This window comes from Novosphingobium umbonatum, from assembly GCF_004005905.1.
In the GTDB taxonomy this organism is placed as follows: domain Bacteria; phylum Pseudomonadota; class Alphaproteobacteria; order Sphingomonadales; family Sphingomonadaceae; genus Novosphingobium; species Novosphingobium umbonatum.
Map to the genome: position 1 here is coordinate 73,275 of NZ_SACO01000012.1, position 14,791 is coordinate 88,065.

A 14,791-nucleotide genomic window follows, 5' to 3' on the forward strand; every position below is an offset into this window, starting at 1 on the left:
TCGCTCAATTCAGGCTGAAGCCGGGGGCGGCTGCATTGGGGGCAGATTTCGGATCGGACAGGCCGACCTTCACCGGAGCGGCTTTGGGCTCGACCTTTTCCGGTGCGACGCTGGGCAGCGCGCGGCTGCCGCCGGTCACGCCATCGCTGACCTGATTGCCCCAGATGCGCTGGATATCGTCGGGGTTCTGGAAACCGTCGGTGGGCAGCTTGATCTCGCCATCATTGACCGGCTTGACCAGATAGGGGGTGATCACGATCACCAGCTCGGTTTCGCCACGCTGGAAATTGGTGGATTTGAACAGGCTGCCCAGCATGGGAATATCGCCCACGCCCGGCATTTTCTGGATCGTGTTATTGGCCTTATTCGACAGCAATCCGCCGATCATCAGGCTCTGGCCCGAACCCAGTTCCACCGAGGTTTCGGCGCGGCGGGTGGTGAGCGCCGGGATCGTGTAACCGTTGAGCGTGACCGCGCCGTCGCTGGACAATTCCGACACTTCGGGGCGAACGCGCAGGGAGATGCGGCCGTCGGCCAGCACGGTGGGGGTGTAGCTCAGGCTGACGCCATAGCGCTTATATTCCACCGATACAGTGCCAAGGCCCGAGGAAATGGGGATGGGGAATTCGCCGCCCGCCAGAAACTCGCCCGTTTCACCCGACAGAGCGGTCAGGTTGGGTTGCGCCAGCGTGGTGACCAGCCCCATCTGTTCACCGGCATCCAACGAGCCAAGCAGGGTCATGCCCAGTACCTTGGCTCCAATGCCGATGGCCGTGGAATTGGCCAGATTGCCCGCCATGTTGTAAATGGTGGGGGCCTTGGTAATCGTGCCGGTGGCGGCATCGCTCAGCACAACGCCTTGCGGATTGGTGATCGTGCCCTGATTATTGCCGCGCGCCACGCCAAACAGCACGCCACCGCTGTTGCTGGAAACGGCCGTCAGATTGGTGCCCAGCACCTTGGTCATCGAACGGCTGACTTCGGCGATGCGGACCTGCAGATTGACCTGCAAGGGGGTGGCGGTTTTCAGGCGGGTGATGACATTGCTGTCCTTGCCCAGATAGGCCTGCACCAGACGCTGCGCCTCGGCGGCGTCCTCGGGTGCGCCCACCATGCCGGTCAGCAGCACTGTGCCCGCGCTGACGGTGGAAACGGTGATGCGGGCGTCCGGCATGGCCACGCGCAGCATCTGGTCCACGCTGTCAATATTGCTGGCCACGCGCAAAGTGGCGGACCAGATGATCTGGCCGGTGGCATTGCTGGCATAAAGCGTGGTTTCGCCCGCGCTGCGGCCAAAGATATAGAGCTGGCTCTTGGACTTGACCTGCACATCGGCGACCTTGTCATCGGCGATGAACACATCCTTCATGGCCGAGGGCAGGGTGATCAGCTGACCACGCCCGATCGAGAGCAGCACTTCGCCGCTGGGGCGGGTGATCGCCACCGCGCTGGTCGCGGGATTGAAAACCGGCTGGTTGGCGGGGGCCTTGCTGGCCATGCTCTTGGTCACAAGCGGCATACGGGCGGCGGGCTTGTGCTTGGCAGGAGCGGCCGCAAGGGCCTGGGCAGCCATGGCCAGCGAGGAAACAGCCAGAAGGGTGGAAAGGCAGCGGGTCATTAGTGGCTCCCCTGATCAAAACCGAGGTTGGCAGGGGCGCCGCTAGCTTGGGTCGAAGCGCCGGAGAAGGATACGGTCTGGGTTTCCTTGCCACGCGTGACGCGCACGCCGAAAGCATCGCCACGCGGGCGGGCGGGAGCTGTCGCGGCTGGTGCCATACCGCCACCGGCATGGGCCAGACCCTGCGCCGGAGCAGCCGTGGGCAGGCTGCGGCTTTGGAAGCGCGAGATGTCGCCGCCGGTGGTCAGGCTGCTGCCGGTGTCCTGCGGGCGGGTCATGGCAAAGGCCAGAGCGCGTTCCTCGTCCTTGCGGTCTGCGCCTGCGGGCAGTTTGACGGCGCCCTGCGCCACCGCGCGGTCCAGATCATTGGCGCCATCGGCCAAGGGGCGCAAAGTCAGGCTGAGCGCACCGACCGCTTGGGCCACTTCGATCTTCTCGGCGATCTTGGGGGTTACTTCCAAAGTGACCGTGTGGAAGGTGCGCACCAAAGTCTTGCCATTGGCGGTTTCATTCTCGGTCGACTGGTCCGTGGCCAGCACGCGCAGATTGCGCAGCACGGTTTCGGTGACGTTGAGCGATTGGGCATCGCTCAACCCCTTGATCGACTGGGTGAGCATCACGTCCACGCGGTCGCCGGGGAAGATGAAACCGGCCACGCCGCTCTTTTCCGAAACGGTGATGGTGACGGCGCGCATCCCTGCGCCCAGTGCCGCCGCCAGAAAGCCGCGATCGCCCGGTGCCACCAGCGCACCTTGCGTCAAGGGCTGGCCAGCGGTGATCGGATAACGCACCACGGTGCCGATCAGCTTGTTCATATCCACCGCGCCATCGACCAGATAGGCGTTGCCCACCATGTTCTGCGGCCAGTCCTGAAAAGTGACTGCATCGGCGGTGATGATCGTGCCGGGGCCAAGAGCGCGCTGGGCCACCAACACGCGCGGTCCACGGGGCGCAACCGGCAAGGCGGCCTGAACCGCAGGGGCGGCGCCATTGTTGCTCAGCATGCTGCGGGCGGCCATCGCCGTCGCCACGGCCATAACCGTCGCCCCCAACAACAGCATCAGCTTCTTACGTTCCATGGCTTTAACAGCCCCCTTGCGGTTTTGCGCGTTTACTTTCGACAGAGTCCGCGCTTGGTATATGGGCCGGAATTATCCGGTTAATTGGTTAAGATAGGTTCAAGAGGTGGCTGCATGGGCTGCCAGAGGGATCTGGTAGGCCCAAATTACCCACAGGCCTGCGCCCGCAATGGCAATGCCATAGGGTATGGCCAGCCTGTCGCGGCGGCGTTTGGCCACATGCCATGCCCCCATGCCCAGCGTCAGGATGCCGCCCGCCACCGCCATCACCAGCAGCAGCTGGGCAAAGGGCAGGGGCGGGGTCCACAGGGCCAGCGCGACCAGCAGCTTGACATCGCCGCCACCCATGGCGCCGATGGCAAACAGCCCGGCCAGCACCACCAGCGCGGCCAGCGCCAGACCCAGTTGCCATGCAATATCGCCCCAACCCCAACGGCTTGCCCACCAGAAGGCAGGCGCCGCTGCGGCAATGGCCAGATTGAGCGCATTGTCGATCTGGCGGCGGCGAATGTCGGTATAGGCGGCCACGAGCAGCGCCAGCGCCAAAGCGCCGAGCAATCCGTAAACCAATGATACACCTTGCATGGAAACCCTCATGTTCCGTCTGAGGGCCATTGTTAGCGACAAGGGATTAGCAAAAAGTAACCAAGTTTTGGCTTGGATGCCCCCAATTGCCGTAAAATGGCGCGAAAGGGCCTTTCCGATCACTTCTGTATATTCGCGTAGCTGATTGGGCGGGATGTCTTTGTGATAGTTTCGCGCCCGATTCGGTTTTTGCCCGCGCGATGGTCTTGACCGCGCTGACGGATAAGGCTTGGGTCGCGCGCGATGAAAGAGCATTACGATATTGCGATTATCGGCGCAGGCATGGCGGGCGCTTCGCTGGCGGCGGAACTTTCGCGTTTGGGCACGGGCAGCGTGGTGATGCTGGAGGCGGAGGACCGTGCAGGCTACCACGCCACGGGACGCAGCGCGGCTTTCTGGCAGGAAACCTATGGCGGGCCGGTGGTCCAGCCTTTGACCAGCGCATCGGGGCCGGAGCTGGAACGGCTTGGCTTTTTGCGGCAGCGGGGCGGGCTGCATCTGGCGCGGGAAGGTGAGGTGGCGGCTTTAGAGTCCTTTGTCGCCGAATTTGCCGCTTGCGGTGTGGCGCTGGAACCGCTGGATCGCGGTGCGATGGCGGCGCTGGTTCCGGGGCTTGATCCGCAATGGGTGGCAGGCGCTTGGGAGGCTTCGTGCCGCGATATTGATGTGGCGGGGCTGCACCAGCATTATCTGGCGCAGGCGCGCAAGGGCGGGGTGGAATTGGTCTGTCGCGCCGAATTGGCGGCGGCGCGGCGTGAGTGCGGTGTTTGGGCTTTGACCCTGCGCGATGGGCGCGAGTTGCGTTGCGGGGTGCTGGTCAATGCGGCGGGGGCTTGGGCCGATCAGGTGGCCGTGGCCGCAGGGGCGCAGCCTTTGGGTATTCAGCCCCTGTTGCGCACCATGGCCCAGATCCGCGTGACGCCGCAGGCACAGGCTGATCTGCCGTTGGTGATGGATGTGTCAGGCACGTTTTACTTCAAGCCCGAGGCGGGCCGCCTATGGCTGACCCCGCATGACGAGCGCGCCGTGCCGCCTTGCGATGCAGCGCCAGAGGAACTGGATGTGGCCATCGCCATCGACCGGTTTGAACAGGTGGTGGACTGGCAGGTCGAGCGTGTCGAGCATAGCTGGGCAGGGCTGCGCAGTTTCGCGCCGGATCGGGTGCCCGCCTATGGCTGGGACGCACATGTGCCGGACTTCTTCTGGTGCGCGGGGCAGGGCGGTTTTGGCATCCAGACCGCGCCGGCTGCCGCCCATATGGCGGCGCGGCTGTTGCTGGGGATGGAGGCGGGGGAGGTTGATCCTACGCCCTTTGATCCCAAACGTTTCAGTCGCTGATACGAAAACGCCCCGCCATGGCTGACGGGGCGTTTCCTTTAACAAACAGGGCAGAGGTTAGACGAGTTCAACCGCCACCGCCGTGCCTTCGCCGCCGCCGATGCAGAGCGCGGCCACGCCCTTCTTCAGCCCGCGAGCCTTGAGCGCCGCGATCAGCGTCACCAGAATGCGCGCGCCCGAAGCGCCGATCGGGTGGCCCAGCGCGGTGCCGCCGCCATTGACGTTGACCTTGGCATGGTCAAGGCCCAGATCGCGCATGGCGAACATGGCCACGCAGGCAAAGGCTTCGTTCACTTCAAACAGGTCGACATCGGCCACGGTCCAGCCAGCCTGATCCAGCGCCTTTTGAATGGCGCCCACCGGAGCGGTGGTGAACAGCTTGGGATCATGGGCATGGGCGGCGACAGCCTTGACCACGGCGACAGGCTTCAAACCCTTGGCCTCGGCCACGCTCTGGCGGCTGAGCACCATGGCGGCGGCGCCATCCGAGATCGAGGAGGAGGAAGCCGCCGTGATCGTGCCATCCTTGGCAAAGGCAGGGCGCAGGGTAGGGATCTTGTCGGGACGGCCCTTGGCAGGCGATTCGTCGGTATCGACAATGGTTTCGCCCGCGCGGGTCTTGATGACCACCGGCACGATTTCGTCCGCGAAACGGCCTTCCTTCACCGCAGCCTGCGCGCGGGTCAGGGATTCGATCGAATAGGCGTCCATTTCCTCGCGGGTCAGGCCATAATCATTGGCGGTAACCTGCGCGAAGCTGCCCATGGCTGCGCCTTCATAGGCGTCTTCCAGACCGTCGAGGAACATATGGTCATAGGCGGTGTCATGACCGATACGCGCGCCCGAGCGGTGCTTCTTGAGCAGATAGGGTGCGTTGGTCATGCTTTCCATGCCGCCCGCGATGATGAAATCAAGGCTGCCGGCGGCCAGAGCTTCCGAAGCCATGATCACCGTCTGCATGCCCGAGCCGCAAACCTTGTTCACCGTGGTGGCCTGCACCGACTTGGGCAGACCGGCCTTGATCACCGCCTGACGCGCGGGAGCCTGACCCAGACCTGCGGGAAGCACGCAGCCAATGTAAGCCCGCTCAATATCTTCGCCGTTTACGCCAGCACGCTCGACAGCGGCCTTTACAGCCGTTGCGCCAAGTTCGGTGGCGGGCACATCGGACAATGCGCCCTGCATCGCGCCCATCGGGGTACGGGCATAAGAGAGGATAACAATTGGATCATTGGCAGAAATTTGCGCCATTTTTAGGCTCCCAAATGTTGGGGCACACCTGCCGGCCCCAACCTCGATTTAAGAGATAGTGTTGCAATGCACTAAACGCAATCTGCGTCGAAACACTTGCTAAAATTCCTTGCAATCCATGCTATTGCGAGGCGTTCGCAAAGATAATGCCCTTGCGCCTTCGCTCCTGCACAGATTGGGGCCAACGGGCACTTGCGCATGGGCGAAAGCCGGACTAGGGCCGGAAAAGATCAACTTAACACTGCGAGTCAGCTCTTGGTCGACCTTTCGCATACACTGGCGCAATATCTGCCGATCCTGATTTTCCTGGGCGTTGCCCTTGGGCTCTCGTCGGCATTTGTTTTCCTGCCCATCTTGGTTTCGCGTCTGACCGGCTCTTACAAGCCGGAAACGGACAAATTGTCGGAATATGAATGCGGTTTCCCCGCCTTTGAAGATCCGCGCAGTCAGTTTGACGTGCGTTTCTATCTGGTGGCGATCCTGTTCATCATTTTCGATCTGGAAGCCGCCTTCCTGTTCCCTTGGGCTGTCAGCCTGAAGGAAACCGGCTGGGCGGGTTGGCTCACCATGATTGTGTTCCTTGCGGAACTGATCATCGGTTACGCCTATGCCTGGAAAAAGGGAGCTCTGGACTGGGAATGAGCAACAATACCTCTCTTGAGCCTATCATGGCCGCAAATGGTCGCCTGGTCCCACCGGATCAGGCGTTCTTCAATGACCTCTCGGCCGAAGTGTCCGACAAGGGCTTTCTCGTCACCTCGACGGAAGAGCTCTTTCATTGGGCGCGTACCGGTTCGCTGTGGTGGATGACCTTTGGTCTGGCTTGCTGCGCTGTGGAAATGATCCACGTCAACATGCCGCGTTATGACATGGAGCGCTTCGGTGCTGCTCCGCGCGCTTCCCCGCGCCAGTCGGACGTGATGATTGTTGCCGGTACGCTGTGCAACAAGATGGCCCCCGCGCTGCGCAAGGTCTATGACCAGATGTCGAACCCCAAATGGGTGATTTCGATGGGTTCCTGCGCCAATGGCGGTGGTTATTACCACTATTCCTATTCGGTGGTGCGCGGTTGCGATCGCATCGTGCCCGTGGATATTTACGTGCCCGGCTGTCCTCCGACCGCCGAGGCGCTGCTGTATGGTATCATGCAGTTGCAGCGTAAGATCCGCCGCGTCGGCACGATCGAGCGTTAAGGGGAGGCATCATGGCTATTTTGCATTCCGCCCCGACTTGGTCGTCGAACGAAGGCGTCATTGATACGCTGACCGCCGCTTTGGGTGACAAGCTGGTCTCTGCTGTCGAGGCGCGTGGCGAGGTGATCCTCACCGTGGCGCGCGATAGCGTGGTCGATGCCTTGCGCATCCTGCGCGATGAGCATGAATATCAGCAATTGATGGAGATGGCGGGCGCCGACTATCCCGATCGCGATGAGCGGTTCGAGGTGGTCTATATGCTGCTCTCGCTGACGAAAAACCATCGTCTGCTGGTCAAGACCTCGACCGACGAAGCCAAGCCCGTGCCGACCGTCACCGGTCTGTGGCCCGTGGCCGGTTGGCTGGAGCGCGAAGTGTTCGATATGTATGGCGTTATTTTCGCCGGCAATACCGACCTGCGCCGCATCCTGACCGACTATGGTTTCGAAGGTCATCCGTTCCGTAAGGACTTCCCGCTCACGGGCTATCAGGAACTGCGCTATTCCACTGAGGAACAGCGCGTGGTTTATGAGCCGGTGCGTTTGGCGCAGGATCTGCGCCAGTTCGATTTCACCTCGCCGTGGGAAGGGTCTGATTATGTCCTGCCCGGCGACGAGAAGGCGGAAGGAGCTTCCAAGTGAACGGACTCGTTCTTGAGGAATCGCCGACCACTGGCGATGAAATCATCACCAATTACACCATCAACTTCGGCCCCCAGCACCCCGCCGCCCACGGCGTGTTGCGCATGGTGACCGAGCTGGACGGTGAAATTGTGACCCGTCTGGATCCGCATATCGGCCTGCTGCACCGCGGCACCGAAAAGCTGATCGAGCACAAGACCTATCTGCAGGCTTTGCCCTATTTCGACCGGTTGGACTATTGTTCGCCGCTCGGCATGGAGCATTCCTACGTTCTGGCGGTGGAAAAGCTGCTGAATGTGGAAGTGCCGCTTCGTGCGCAATATCTGCGCGTGCTGTTTGCGGAACTGACCCGCATCTGCAACCACATGATGAACATCGGCTCGGCCGTGATGGACGTTGGCGCCATGACCCCGATGCTGTGGATGTTCGAAATCCGCGAGGATTGCCTCAACTTCTTCGAGCGCGCTTCGGGCGCCCGTATGCACTCGGCCTATTTCCGTCCGGGTGGCGTGCATCAGGATGTGCCGCAGAAGTTGATCGACGACATTTCGGCCTGGCTGGATAAGCGCATGCCCGAATTGTACGAAGACGCGATATCCCTGTTTGCCGACAACCGCATCTTTAAACAGCGCAATGTCGATATCGGCATTGTGACCAAGGAAGACGCTTTGGCCTGGGGCTTCTCCGGCCCGATGCTGCGCGGTTCGGGTATTGCCTGGGACATCCGCAAGAGCCAGCCTTACGACGTTTATGACCGCGTGGACTTTGATGTTCCCGTGGGCACGAGCGGCGACTGCTATGACCGTATGATGTGCCGTGTGGAAGAAGTGCGCCAGTCGATGCGCATCATGAAGCAGTGCATCAAGGACATGCCGCAGGGCCCCGTGATGGCGCTGGACCGCAAGGTTGCTCCGCCCAAGCGTGGCGAGATGAAGCAGTCGATGGAAAGCTTGATCCACCATTTCAAGCTCTACACCGAAGGTTTCCACGTTCCCGCCGGCGAAGTCTATGTGGCCACCGAAAGCCCCAAGGGCGAGTTCGGTGTCTATCTGGTCTCGGACGGTTCGAACAAGCCTTATCGTTGCAAGATCCGCCCGACGGCTTTCAGCCATCTGCAGGCGATCGACTTCATGACCCGTGGCCATATGCTGCCTGACATCACCGCCATTCTGGGCGCGATGGATATCGTGTTCGGGGAGTGCGACCGGTGAGCCATCTAGCTACTGCCGAGGCGATGATCGCGGCCTATAACGCGCAGGATGCCGACCTTTACGTGTCCTACATGACCGATGATGCCTGCGAAGCGGGCTATCGCGGTGCTGTGGTACGCGAAGGCAAGGAAGGCACCCGCACGGGTCTGGCCGCAGCCTTTGCCAAATGGCCGCAGAACCATGCCGAAATCCGCGAGAAGCAGGCGATCGGCAATTATGTTCTGTTCCGCGAATATGTCACGCGCGGTCCGGCAACGGATGGTTCGGAACTGGTCGAGCCGTTTGAAGTCATCGCCGTTTATTCTTTCGAGGGCGACAAGTGCGCCCGTGTGGAGTTCATCCGCTAATGGCTGATCGTCACCTTTATCCGGACACGCCGGAATTGCGCGCCCGCTGGGGCGCTTTCGCGTGGACGGTGGAAAATGCCGAAAAGGCAAAGGTCATTGTCGCGCGCTATCCCGAAGGGCGTCAGCGCTCGGCTGTGATGCCTTTGCTCGATCTGGCCCAGCGTCAGGTCGGCGCGGAAACGCAAACGCAGGGCTGGCTGCCCATTCCCGTGATGGAATATGTGGCTGCCTATCTTGACATGCCGATCATTCGCGTGATCGAAGTGGCTACCTTCTACACGATGTATAATCTCGTGCCGGTGGGTAAGTTCCACGTGCAGGTTTGCGGCACCACGCCTTGCATGCTGCGCGGTTCGGATGATCTGATCGCGGCTTGCAAGAAGCGCAAGATGCCCACCGGCGGCGTTTCGGAAGATGGTCTTTGGACCTTCACCGAAGTGGAATGCATGGGCAATTGCGCCTCGGCTCCTATGGTCCAGATCAACGATGACAATTACGAGGATCTGACCGCCGAGCGTCTGGACGCTGTTCTGGATGCGCTGGCTCGCGGCGAAAGCCCCAAGACCGGCACGCAGGAACCGGGCCGCCACACGGTGGAACCGGCCGGAGCTTTGTCGAACCTGACCGCAATGGTTTCGGAAAATCACGATTATCGGGGGGAGTGGTAAGTCATGGCCCTTCAGGACAAGGATCGCATCTTTACCAATGTCTACGGTTTCCAGCCGTGGAACCTGGCAGCGGCGCGTGCGCGTGGCGATTGGGACAATACCAAGGCGCTGCTGGAACGCGGTCGCGACGCGATCATTCAGGAAATCAAGGATTCCGGTCTGCGCGGGCGCGGTGGCGCCGGCTTCCCCACTGGCATGAAGTGGAGCTTCATGCCCAAGGAAAGCCGCGATGGCCGTCCCAGCTTTCTGGTTATCAACGCCGACGAATCCGAGCCCGGCTCGTGCAAGGACCGCGAAATCATCCGCCACGATCCGCATAAGCTGATCGAAGGCGCGCTGGTGGCTGGTTTTGCGATGGGGGCCCGCGCGGCCTACATCTACATTCGCGGTGAATATATCCGTGAAGCCGAAACGCTGTTTGCCGCTGTGGCCGAGGCTTATGACGCCGGTCTGGTGGGCAAGAATGCCAGCGGTTCGGGCTATGATTTCGACGTCTTCGTCCATCGCGGCGCGGGCGCCTACATCTGCGGCGAAGAAACCGCGATGATCGAATCCATCGAAGGCAAGAAGGGCCAGCCCCGTCTGAAGCCTCCGTTCCCTGCTGGCGCTGGTCTGTATGGCTGCCCCACCACGGTGAACAATGTGGAATCGATCGCGGTGGCCCCCACCATCTTGCGTCGTGGCGCGGGTTGGTTCTCCTCCTTTGGGCGCGAGAACAACAAGGGCACCAAGCTGTTCCAGATCTCGGGCCATGTGAACAAGCCCTGCGTGGTCGAGGAAGAGATGTCGATCCCGTTCAGCGAGCTGATCGAGAAGCATTGCGGCGGTATCCGTGGTGGCAAGGACAATCTGCTGGCCGTTATCCCCGGCGGTTCGTCGGTGCCGCTGGTGCCTGCCGAGCAGATCTGGGACGCGCCAATGGACTTTGACGGTCTGCGCGCTCTGGGTTCGGGCCTTGGCACCGCAGCCGTGATCGTGATGGACAAGTCCACTGACATCGTGCGCGCCATCAGCCGCCTTTCGTATTTCTACAAGCACGAGAGCTGCGGTCAGTGCACCCCTTGCCGCGAAGGCACGGGCTGGATGTGGCGCGTGATGGAACGTCTGCGCGAAGGTGATGCCAGCGTGGAAGAGATCGATATGCTCTTCAACGTGACCAAGCAGGTCGAAGGCCACACCATCTGCGCGCTGGGCGATGCGGCGGCCTGGCCTATTCAGGGCCTGATCCGCCACTTCCGCCCCGAGATTGAGCGTCGTATCGCAGAGCGCGGTGCGTTGCAGGAGGCCGCTGAGTAATGCCTAAGGTCAAGGTAGACGGCGTTGAGATCGAGGTGCCGCAGGGCGCCACCGTTCTGCAAGCCTGCGAACTGGCGGGGAAGGAAATTCCGCGCTTCTGTTATCATGAACGCCTGAGCATTGCGGGCAATTGCCGCATGTGTCTGGTGGAAGTGAAGCCCGGACCGCCCAAGCCGCAGGCTTCCTGTGCGCTTCCGGCGGCTGAAGGTCAGGAAATCCGCACCGATAGCGAGATGGTGAAGAAGGCTCGGGAAGGGGTGATGGAGTTCCTCCTCATCAACCACCCGCTCGATTGCCCCATCTGCGATCAGGGTGGCGAATGCGACCTGCAGGACCAGAGCGTGGCCTATGGCCGCGGCACTTCGCGTTACCACGAGCATAAGCGCGCGGTGACCGAGAAATATATGGGTCCGTTGATCAAGACGGTGATGACGCGTTGTATTCAGTGCACCCGTTGCGTGCGTTTCAGCGAGGAAATCGCTGGCGTGGACGAAATCGGCGCGCTGTATCGCGGCGAAAACATGCAGATCAGCACCTATCTGGAAAAGGCTGCGACCCACGAATTGTCGGCCAATGTGATCGACCTGTGTCCGGTTGGCGCCTTGACCTCGCGTCCCTATGCTTTCGAGGCTCGCCCTTGGGAGCTGAAGAAGACGTTGTCGATCGACGTGTCGGACGCTGTGGGGTCGAACATCCGCGTGGATGCCCGTGGCCGCGAAGTTCTGCGTATCCTGCCGCGCATCAATGATGACGTGAACGAGGAATGGCTGAGCGACAAGGGCCGCTACATGGTCGATGGTCTGGCCAAGCGTCGCCTTGACCGGCCCTTCATCCGTCTGGATGGCAAGCTGAAGGCTGTGAGCTGGGACGAGGCTTTGGCCGCTGTGGCCAAGATCGCGCCGGGTTCGTCGGTGGCGGCGGTTGCCGGTGATCTGGTCGATGTGGAAACCATGTTTGCCGCCAAGCAATTGCTGGCTGGCCTTGGCTCCTCGCTGCTGGAAGGCCGTCAGACCGGTCTGGCTTATACCGCGACCAATCTGGCCGCCGTGAACTTCAATTCCACCTTTGCCGGTATTGAAAGCGCTGATGCCATCCTGATCGTGGGCAGCCACATCCGTTGGGAAGCTGCTGTGCTGAACGCCCGTCTGCGTAAGGCGGTGAAGCGCGGCGCCAAGGTGTTTGCGATTGGCCCCGTCTGGGATGCGACCTATCCGGTCGAATTCCTTGGCGAAGATGCTGCGGTTTTGAACCAGCTTCCCGCCCATGTTTGGTCAGCTCTGCAGGGCGCAACCCGTCCGGCGCTGATCCTTGGCGGTGCGGCTCTGGCCAAGGGCGCTCTGGAAGCGGCTTTGGGCGTGAGCGATCAGCTGGGTCTGGTGCGCACCTTGGAAGACGGTTCGGGGTGGAATGGCTTCAACGTTCTGCACATGGCGGCTTCGCGTATGGGCGGTCTGATGCTGGGCTATGCTCAGGCTGGCGGTATCGCCGATCTGGCCGCTGCCAAGCCCAAGATGCTGCTCTCGTTGGGCGCTGACGAGGTGGATTACACCAAGTTCGCCGACAGCATGATCGTTTATGTCGGCCACCATGGCGACAAGGGTGCGCATGCTGCGGACGTGATCCTGCCTGCTTCGGCCTTCACCGAAAAGGCCGGCATTTACGTCAACACCGAAGGCCGCGTGCAGTTTGCGGAAAAGGCCGTCTTTGCTCCGGGTGATGCCCGTGAGGATTGGGCGATCTTGCGTGCTCTGGCCGAAGTGCTGGGCGTGAACGTCGGTTTCGACAGCTTTGACGAATTGCGCGCTGCGCTGTTTGCTCAGGTTCCTGCTTTCGCGCAGGAAGGTCTGGTCGATTATGGCGCGCTGCCCGCCGGTGTTACCGGTTCGGCCTCCGGCCAGATCACCTATCCGATCAAGGACTTCTATCTCACCAACCCGATCGCCCGTTCCAGCGACACGCTTGCGCGTTGCTCGGCCGAGCTGTTGCATGGTGAAAAACTCGCGGAGGCTGCGGAATGACCGCCTTCTTCCAGTCGCTGGGCCTGCCTTTCGAGGCGGCCTGGCTGATCGCTACTATTGCAGGCATTCTGCTGATCGCGCTGCCGCTGATGCTCAGCGTGGCGATGGTCATTTATGTCGACCGCAAGATCTGGGCCGCCATGGCGCTGCGTCGTGGTCCCAACGTGGTGGGCCCGCTGGGTCTGTTGCAGTCCTTCGCCGACGGTTTGAAGGTGTTCCTGCAGGAAACCATCGTTCCCACCGCCGCGAACAAGGGCATCTTCCTGATCGGCCCCATCGTTACCTTCACGGTGACCTTGCTGGCCTGGGCGGTGGTGCCTTTCAACTCGGGCGCCATTCTGGCCGACATCAATGTGGGCCTCCTCTATGTTCTGGCGATTTCGTCGCTGGGCGTTTACGGCACGATCATGGCCGGTTGGGCTTCGAACTCGAAATATCCCTTCTTCTCGGCGATGCGCGCATCGGCACAGATGATCAGTTATGAAGTCTCGATCGGCTTCATTCTGCTCTGCGTTGTGCTCTGGGCGGACTCGTTCAACCTCGGCACGATTGTCGAGGCGCAGAAGGGGCATGTGTTCGGCATTTTGAACGGCTTTGGTTTCAACCCGCTGCTGTTCCCGATGTGGGTGTTGTTCCTGATTTCCGGTCTGGCCGAAACGCAGCGTGCGCCTTTCGACTTGACCGAAGCGGAATCGGAACTGGTTGCTGGTTATCAGACCGAATATTCGTCGATGAGCTTCGCCCTGTTCTGGCTGGGTGAATATGGCAATGTGTTGCTGATGTGTGCGCTGAATGCGACGCTGTTCTGGGGTGGTTACTTGCCGCCGCTGGATTGGGCGCCGCTTTATGTCGTGCCCGGCATCATCTGGTTCCTGCTCAAGACCGCCTTCTTCTTCTTCGTGTTCAGCTGGGTCAAGGCAACGGTGCCCCGTTACCGCTATGACCAGTTGATGCGTCTGGGCTGGAAAGTGTTCCTTCCCATGTCGCTGCTGTTCGTCTTTATGGTCAGTGGCTATCTTATGCTTACGAGGTATGGCGCATGAGTGTCGCGCATCTCATCAAGAGCTTTACTCTCTGGGAATTTGTGAAGGCCCACGCCTTGACCCTGAAGTATTTCTTCAAGGAAAAGGCGACGGTTAACTATCCCTACGAGAAGAACCCGCTCAGCCCGCGATTCCGCGGGGAACATGCGCTGCGCCGCTATCCCAACGGGGAAGAGCGTTGCATTGCGTGCAAATTGTGCGAGGCGATTTGTCCGGCGCAGGCTATCACGATCGAGGCTGAACCTCGTGACGATGGTTCGCGCCGCACCACGCGCTATGACATCGACATGACCAAGTGCATCTTCTGCGGTTTTTGCCAGGAAGCATGCCCGGTCGACGCCGTCGTTGAAGGGCCGAACTTCGAATATGCGACCGAAACGCGCGAAGAACTGCTCTATGACAAGGCTAAACTGTTGGCGAACGGGGACAAGTGGGAGCGTGCTATCGCCGCGAACCTTGAAGCCGACGCGCCCTACCGCTAAGGCAGGCAGCAGGGGACGGAA

The 14,791-nt window shown here is 61.1% G+C and carries 14 protein-coding genes and 1 pseudogene; 11 read left to right on the top strand and 4 right to left on the bottom strand.

The features are described from left to right. Window positions 1–4: 4 nt before the first annotated feature. The 3 genes from EOE18_RS14400 to EOE18_RS14410 all read right to left on the bottom strand — a co-directional run bounded on the left by EOE18_RS14400 (window position 5) and on the right by EOE18_RS14410 (window position 3,282). On the bottom strand, window positions 5–1,618 hold the full coding sequence (locus EOE18_RS14400) for a type II and III secretion system protein family protein (protein WP_246027465.1): 1,614 nt from the start codon (window positions 1,616–1,618) through the stop codon (window positions 5–7). Then, window positions 1,618–2,697 carry a Flp pilus assembly protein CpaB gene (gene cpaB / locus EOE18_RS14405; RefSeq protein WP_127710751.1) on the bottom strand — a complete coding sequence of 360 codons (1,080 nt, stop codon included), beginning with the start codon at window positions 2,695–2,697 and terminating at the stop codon, window positions 1,618–1,620. The genes EOE18_RS14400 and cpaB overlap by 1 nt, the downstream gene beginning before the upstream one ends. A gap of 99 nt (window positions 2,698–2,796) precedes the next feature. Continuing rightward, entirely contained in the window at window positions 2,797–3,282 is a 486-nt protein-coding gene (locus EOE18_RS14410; RefSeq protein ID WP_246027466.1) for an A24 family peptidase, read from the bottom strand. 243 nt (window positions 3,283–3,525) lie between these two features. On the opposite strand from EOE18_RS14410, the gene EOE18_RS14415 reads away from it, so the two are divergent. Next, entirely contained in the window at window positions 3,526–4,620 is a 1,095-nt protein-coding gene (locus EOE18_RS14415) for an NAD(P)/FAD-dependent oxidoreductase (RefSeq protein WP_127710755.1), read from the top strand. A gap of 57 nt (window positions 4,621–4,677) precedes the next feature. Here EOE18_RS14415 and EOE18_RS14420 read toward each other — a convergent pair whose 3' ends face one another. After that, window positions 4,678–5,871: a thiolase family protein gene (locus EOE18_RS14420; protein ID WP_127710757.1), complete on the bottom strand. Its 1,194-nt coding sequence runs from the start codon at window positions 5,869–5,871 to the stop codon at window positions 4,678–4,680. A gap of 255 nt (window positions 5,872–6,126) precedes the next feature. On the opposite strand from EOE18_RS14420, the gene EOE18_RS14425 reads away from it, so the two are divergent. The 10 genes and pseudogenes from EOE18_RS14425 (at window position 6,127) to nuoI (ending at window position 14,770) form a co-directional block, all read left to right on the top strand. After that, complete coding sequence (locus EOE18_RS14425; protein WP_246027467.1) at window positions 6,127–6,513, top strand: NADH-quinone oxidoreductase subunit A; 387 nt, start codon at window positions 6,127–6,129, stop codon at window positions 6,511–6,513. After that, entirely contained in the window at window positions 6,510–7,064 is a 555-nt protein-coding gene (locus EOE18_RS14430) for a NuoB/complex I 20 kDa subunit family protein (protein WP_127710761.1), read from the top strand. Before EOE18_RS14425 ends, EOE18_RS14430 begins: the two co-directional genes overlap by 4 nt. An 11-nt stretch (window positions 7,065–7,075) precedes the next feature. After that, window positions 7,076–7,687 (top strand): annotated as a pseudogene (locus EOE18_RS14435) (NADH-quinone oxidoreductase subunit C); the annotation flags it as partial. Between the two features lie 14 nt (window positions 7,688–7,701). Further along, window positions 7,702–8,916: an NADH-quinone oxidoreductase subunit D gene (locus tag EOE18_RS14440; protein WP_127710765.1), complete on the top strand. Its 1,215-nt coding sequence runs from the start codon at window positions 7,702–7,704 to the stop codon at window positions 8,914–8,916. Further along, window positions 8,913–9,263, top strand: coding sequence for a nuclear transport factor 2 family protein (locus EOE18_RS14445; protein WP_127710767.1), 351 nt, complete (start codon window positions 8,913–8,915; stop codon window positions 9,261–9,263). The genes EOE18_RS14440 and EOE18_RS14445 overlap by 4 nt, the downstream gene beginning before the upstream one ends. Further along, window positions 9,263–9,931: an NADH-quinone oxidoreductase subunit NuoE gene (gene nuoE / locus EOE18_RS14450; RefSeq protein WP_127710769.1), complete on the top strand. Its 669-nt coding sequence runs from the start codon at window positions 9,263–9,265 to the stop codon at window positions 9,929–9,931. Before EOE18_RS14445 ends, nuoE begins: the two co-directional genes overlap by 1 nt. A 3-nt stretch (window positions 9,932–9,934) precedes the next feature. Continuing rightward, on the top strand, window positions 9,935–11,227 hold the full coding sequence (gene nuoF, locus EOE18_RS14455; RefSeq protein ID WP_127710771.1) for an NADH-quinone oxidoreductase subunit NuoF: 1,293 nt from the start codon (window positions 9,935–9,937) through the stop codon (window positions 11,225–11,227). Then, window positions 11,227–13,245 carry an NADH-quinone oxidoreductase subunit NuoG gene (gene nuoG / locus EOE18_RS14460; RefSeq protein WP_127710773.1) on the top strand — a complete coding sequence of 673 codons (2,019 nt, stop codon included), beginning with the start codon at window positions 11,227–11,229 and terminating at the stop codon, window positions 13,243–13,245. The genes nuoF and nuoG overlap by 1 nt, the downstream gene beginning before the upstream one ends. Then, entirely contained in the window at window positions 13,242–14,288 is a 1,047-nt protein-coding gene (nuoH, locus tag EOE18_RS14465; protein WP_127710775.1) for an NADH-quinone oxidoreductase subunit NuoH, read from the top strand. The genes nuoG and nuoH overlap by 4 nt, the downstream gene beginning before the upstream one ends. Beyond that, window positions 14,285–14,770 (top strand): NADH-quinone oxidoreductase subunit NuoI, encoded by a 486-nt coding sequence (gene nuoI, locus EOE18_RS14470; protein WP_127710777.1) that lies wholly within the window; start codon window positions 14,285–14,287, stop codon window positions 14,768–14,770. Before nuoH ends, nuoI begins: the two co-directional genes overlap by 4 nt. Window positions 14,771–14,791 lie beyond the last annotated feature (21 nt).

Coding starts and splice junctions, on each gene's coding strand:
- EOE18_RS14400 (WP_246027465.1), bottom strand. CDS start 1,618: ATGACCCGCTGCCTTTCCACCCTTCTGGCTGTTTCCTCGCTGGCCATG.
- cpaB (WP_127710751.1), bottom strand. CDS start 2,697: ATGGAACGTAAGAAGCTGATGCTGTTGTTGGGGGCGACGGTTATGGCC.
- EOE18_RS14410 (WP_246027466.1), bottom strand. CDS start 3,282: ATGCAAGGTGTATCATTGGTTTACGGATTGCTCGGCGCTTTGGCGCTG.
- EOE18_RS14415 (WP_127710755.1), top strand. CDS start 3,526: ATGAAAGAGCATTACGATATTGCGATTATCGGCGCAGGCATGGCGGGC.
- EOE18_RS14420 (WP_127710757.1), bottom strand. CDS start 5,871: ATGGCGCAAATTTCTGCCAATGATCCAATTGTTATCCTCTCTTATGCC.
- EOE18_RS14430 (WP_127710761.1), top strand. CDS start 6,510: ATGAGCAACAATACCTCTCTTGAGCCTATCATGGCCGCAAATGGTCGC.
- nuoE (WP_127710769.1), top strand. CDS start 9,263: ATGGCTGATCGTCACCTTTATCCGGACACGCCGGAATTGCGCGCCCGC.
- nuoF (WP_127710771.1), top strand. CDS start 9,935: ATGGCCCTTCAGGACAAGGATCGCATCTTTACCAATGTCTACGGTTTC.
- nuoG (WP_127710773.1), top strand. CDS start 11,227: ATGCCTAAGGTCAAGGTAGACGGCGTTGAGATCGAGGTGCCGCAGGGC.
- nuoH (WP_127710775.1), top strand. CDS start 13,242: ATGACCGCCTTCTTCCAGTCGCTGGGCCTGCCTTTCGAGGCGGCCTGG.
- nuoI (WP_127710777.1), top strand. CDS start 14,285: ATGAGTGTCGCGCATCTCATCAAGAGCTTTACTCTCTGGGAATTTGTG.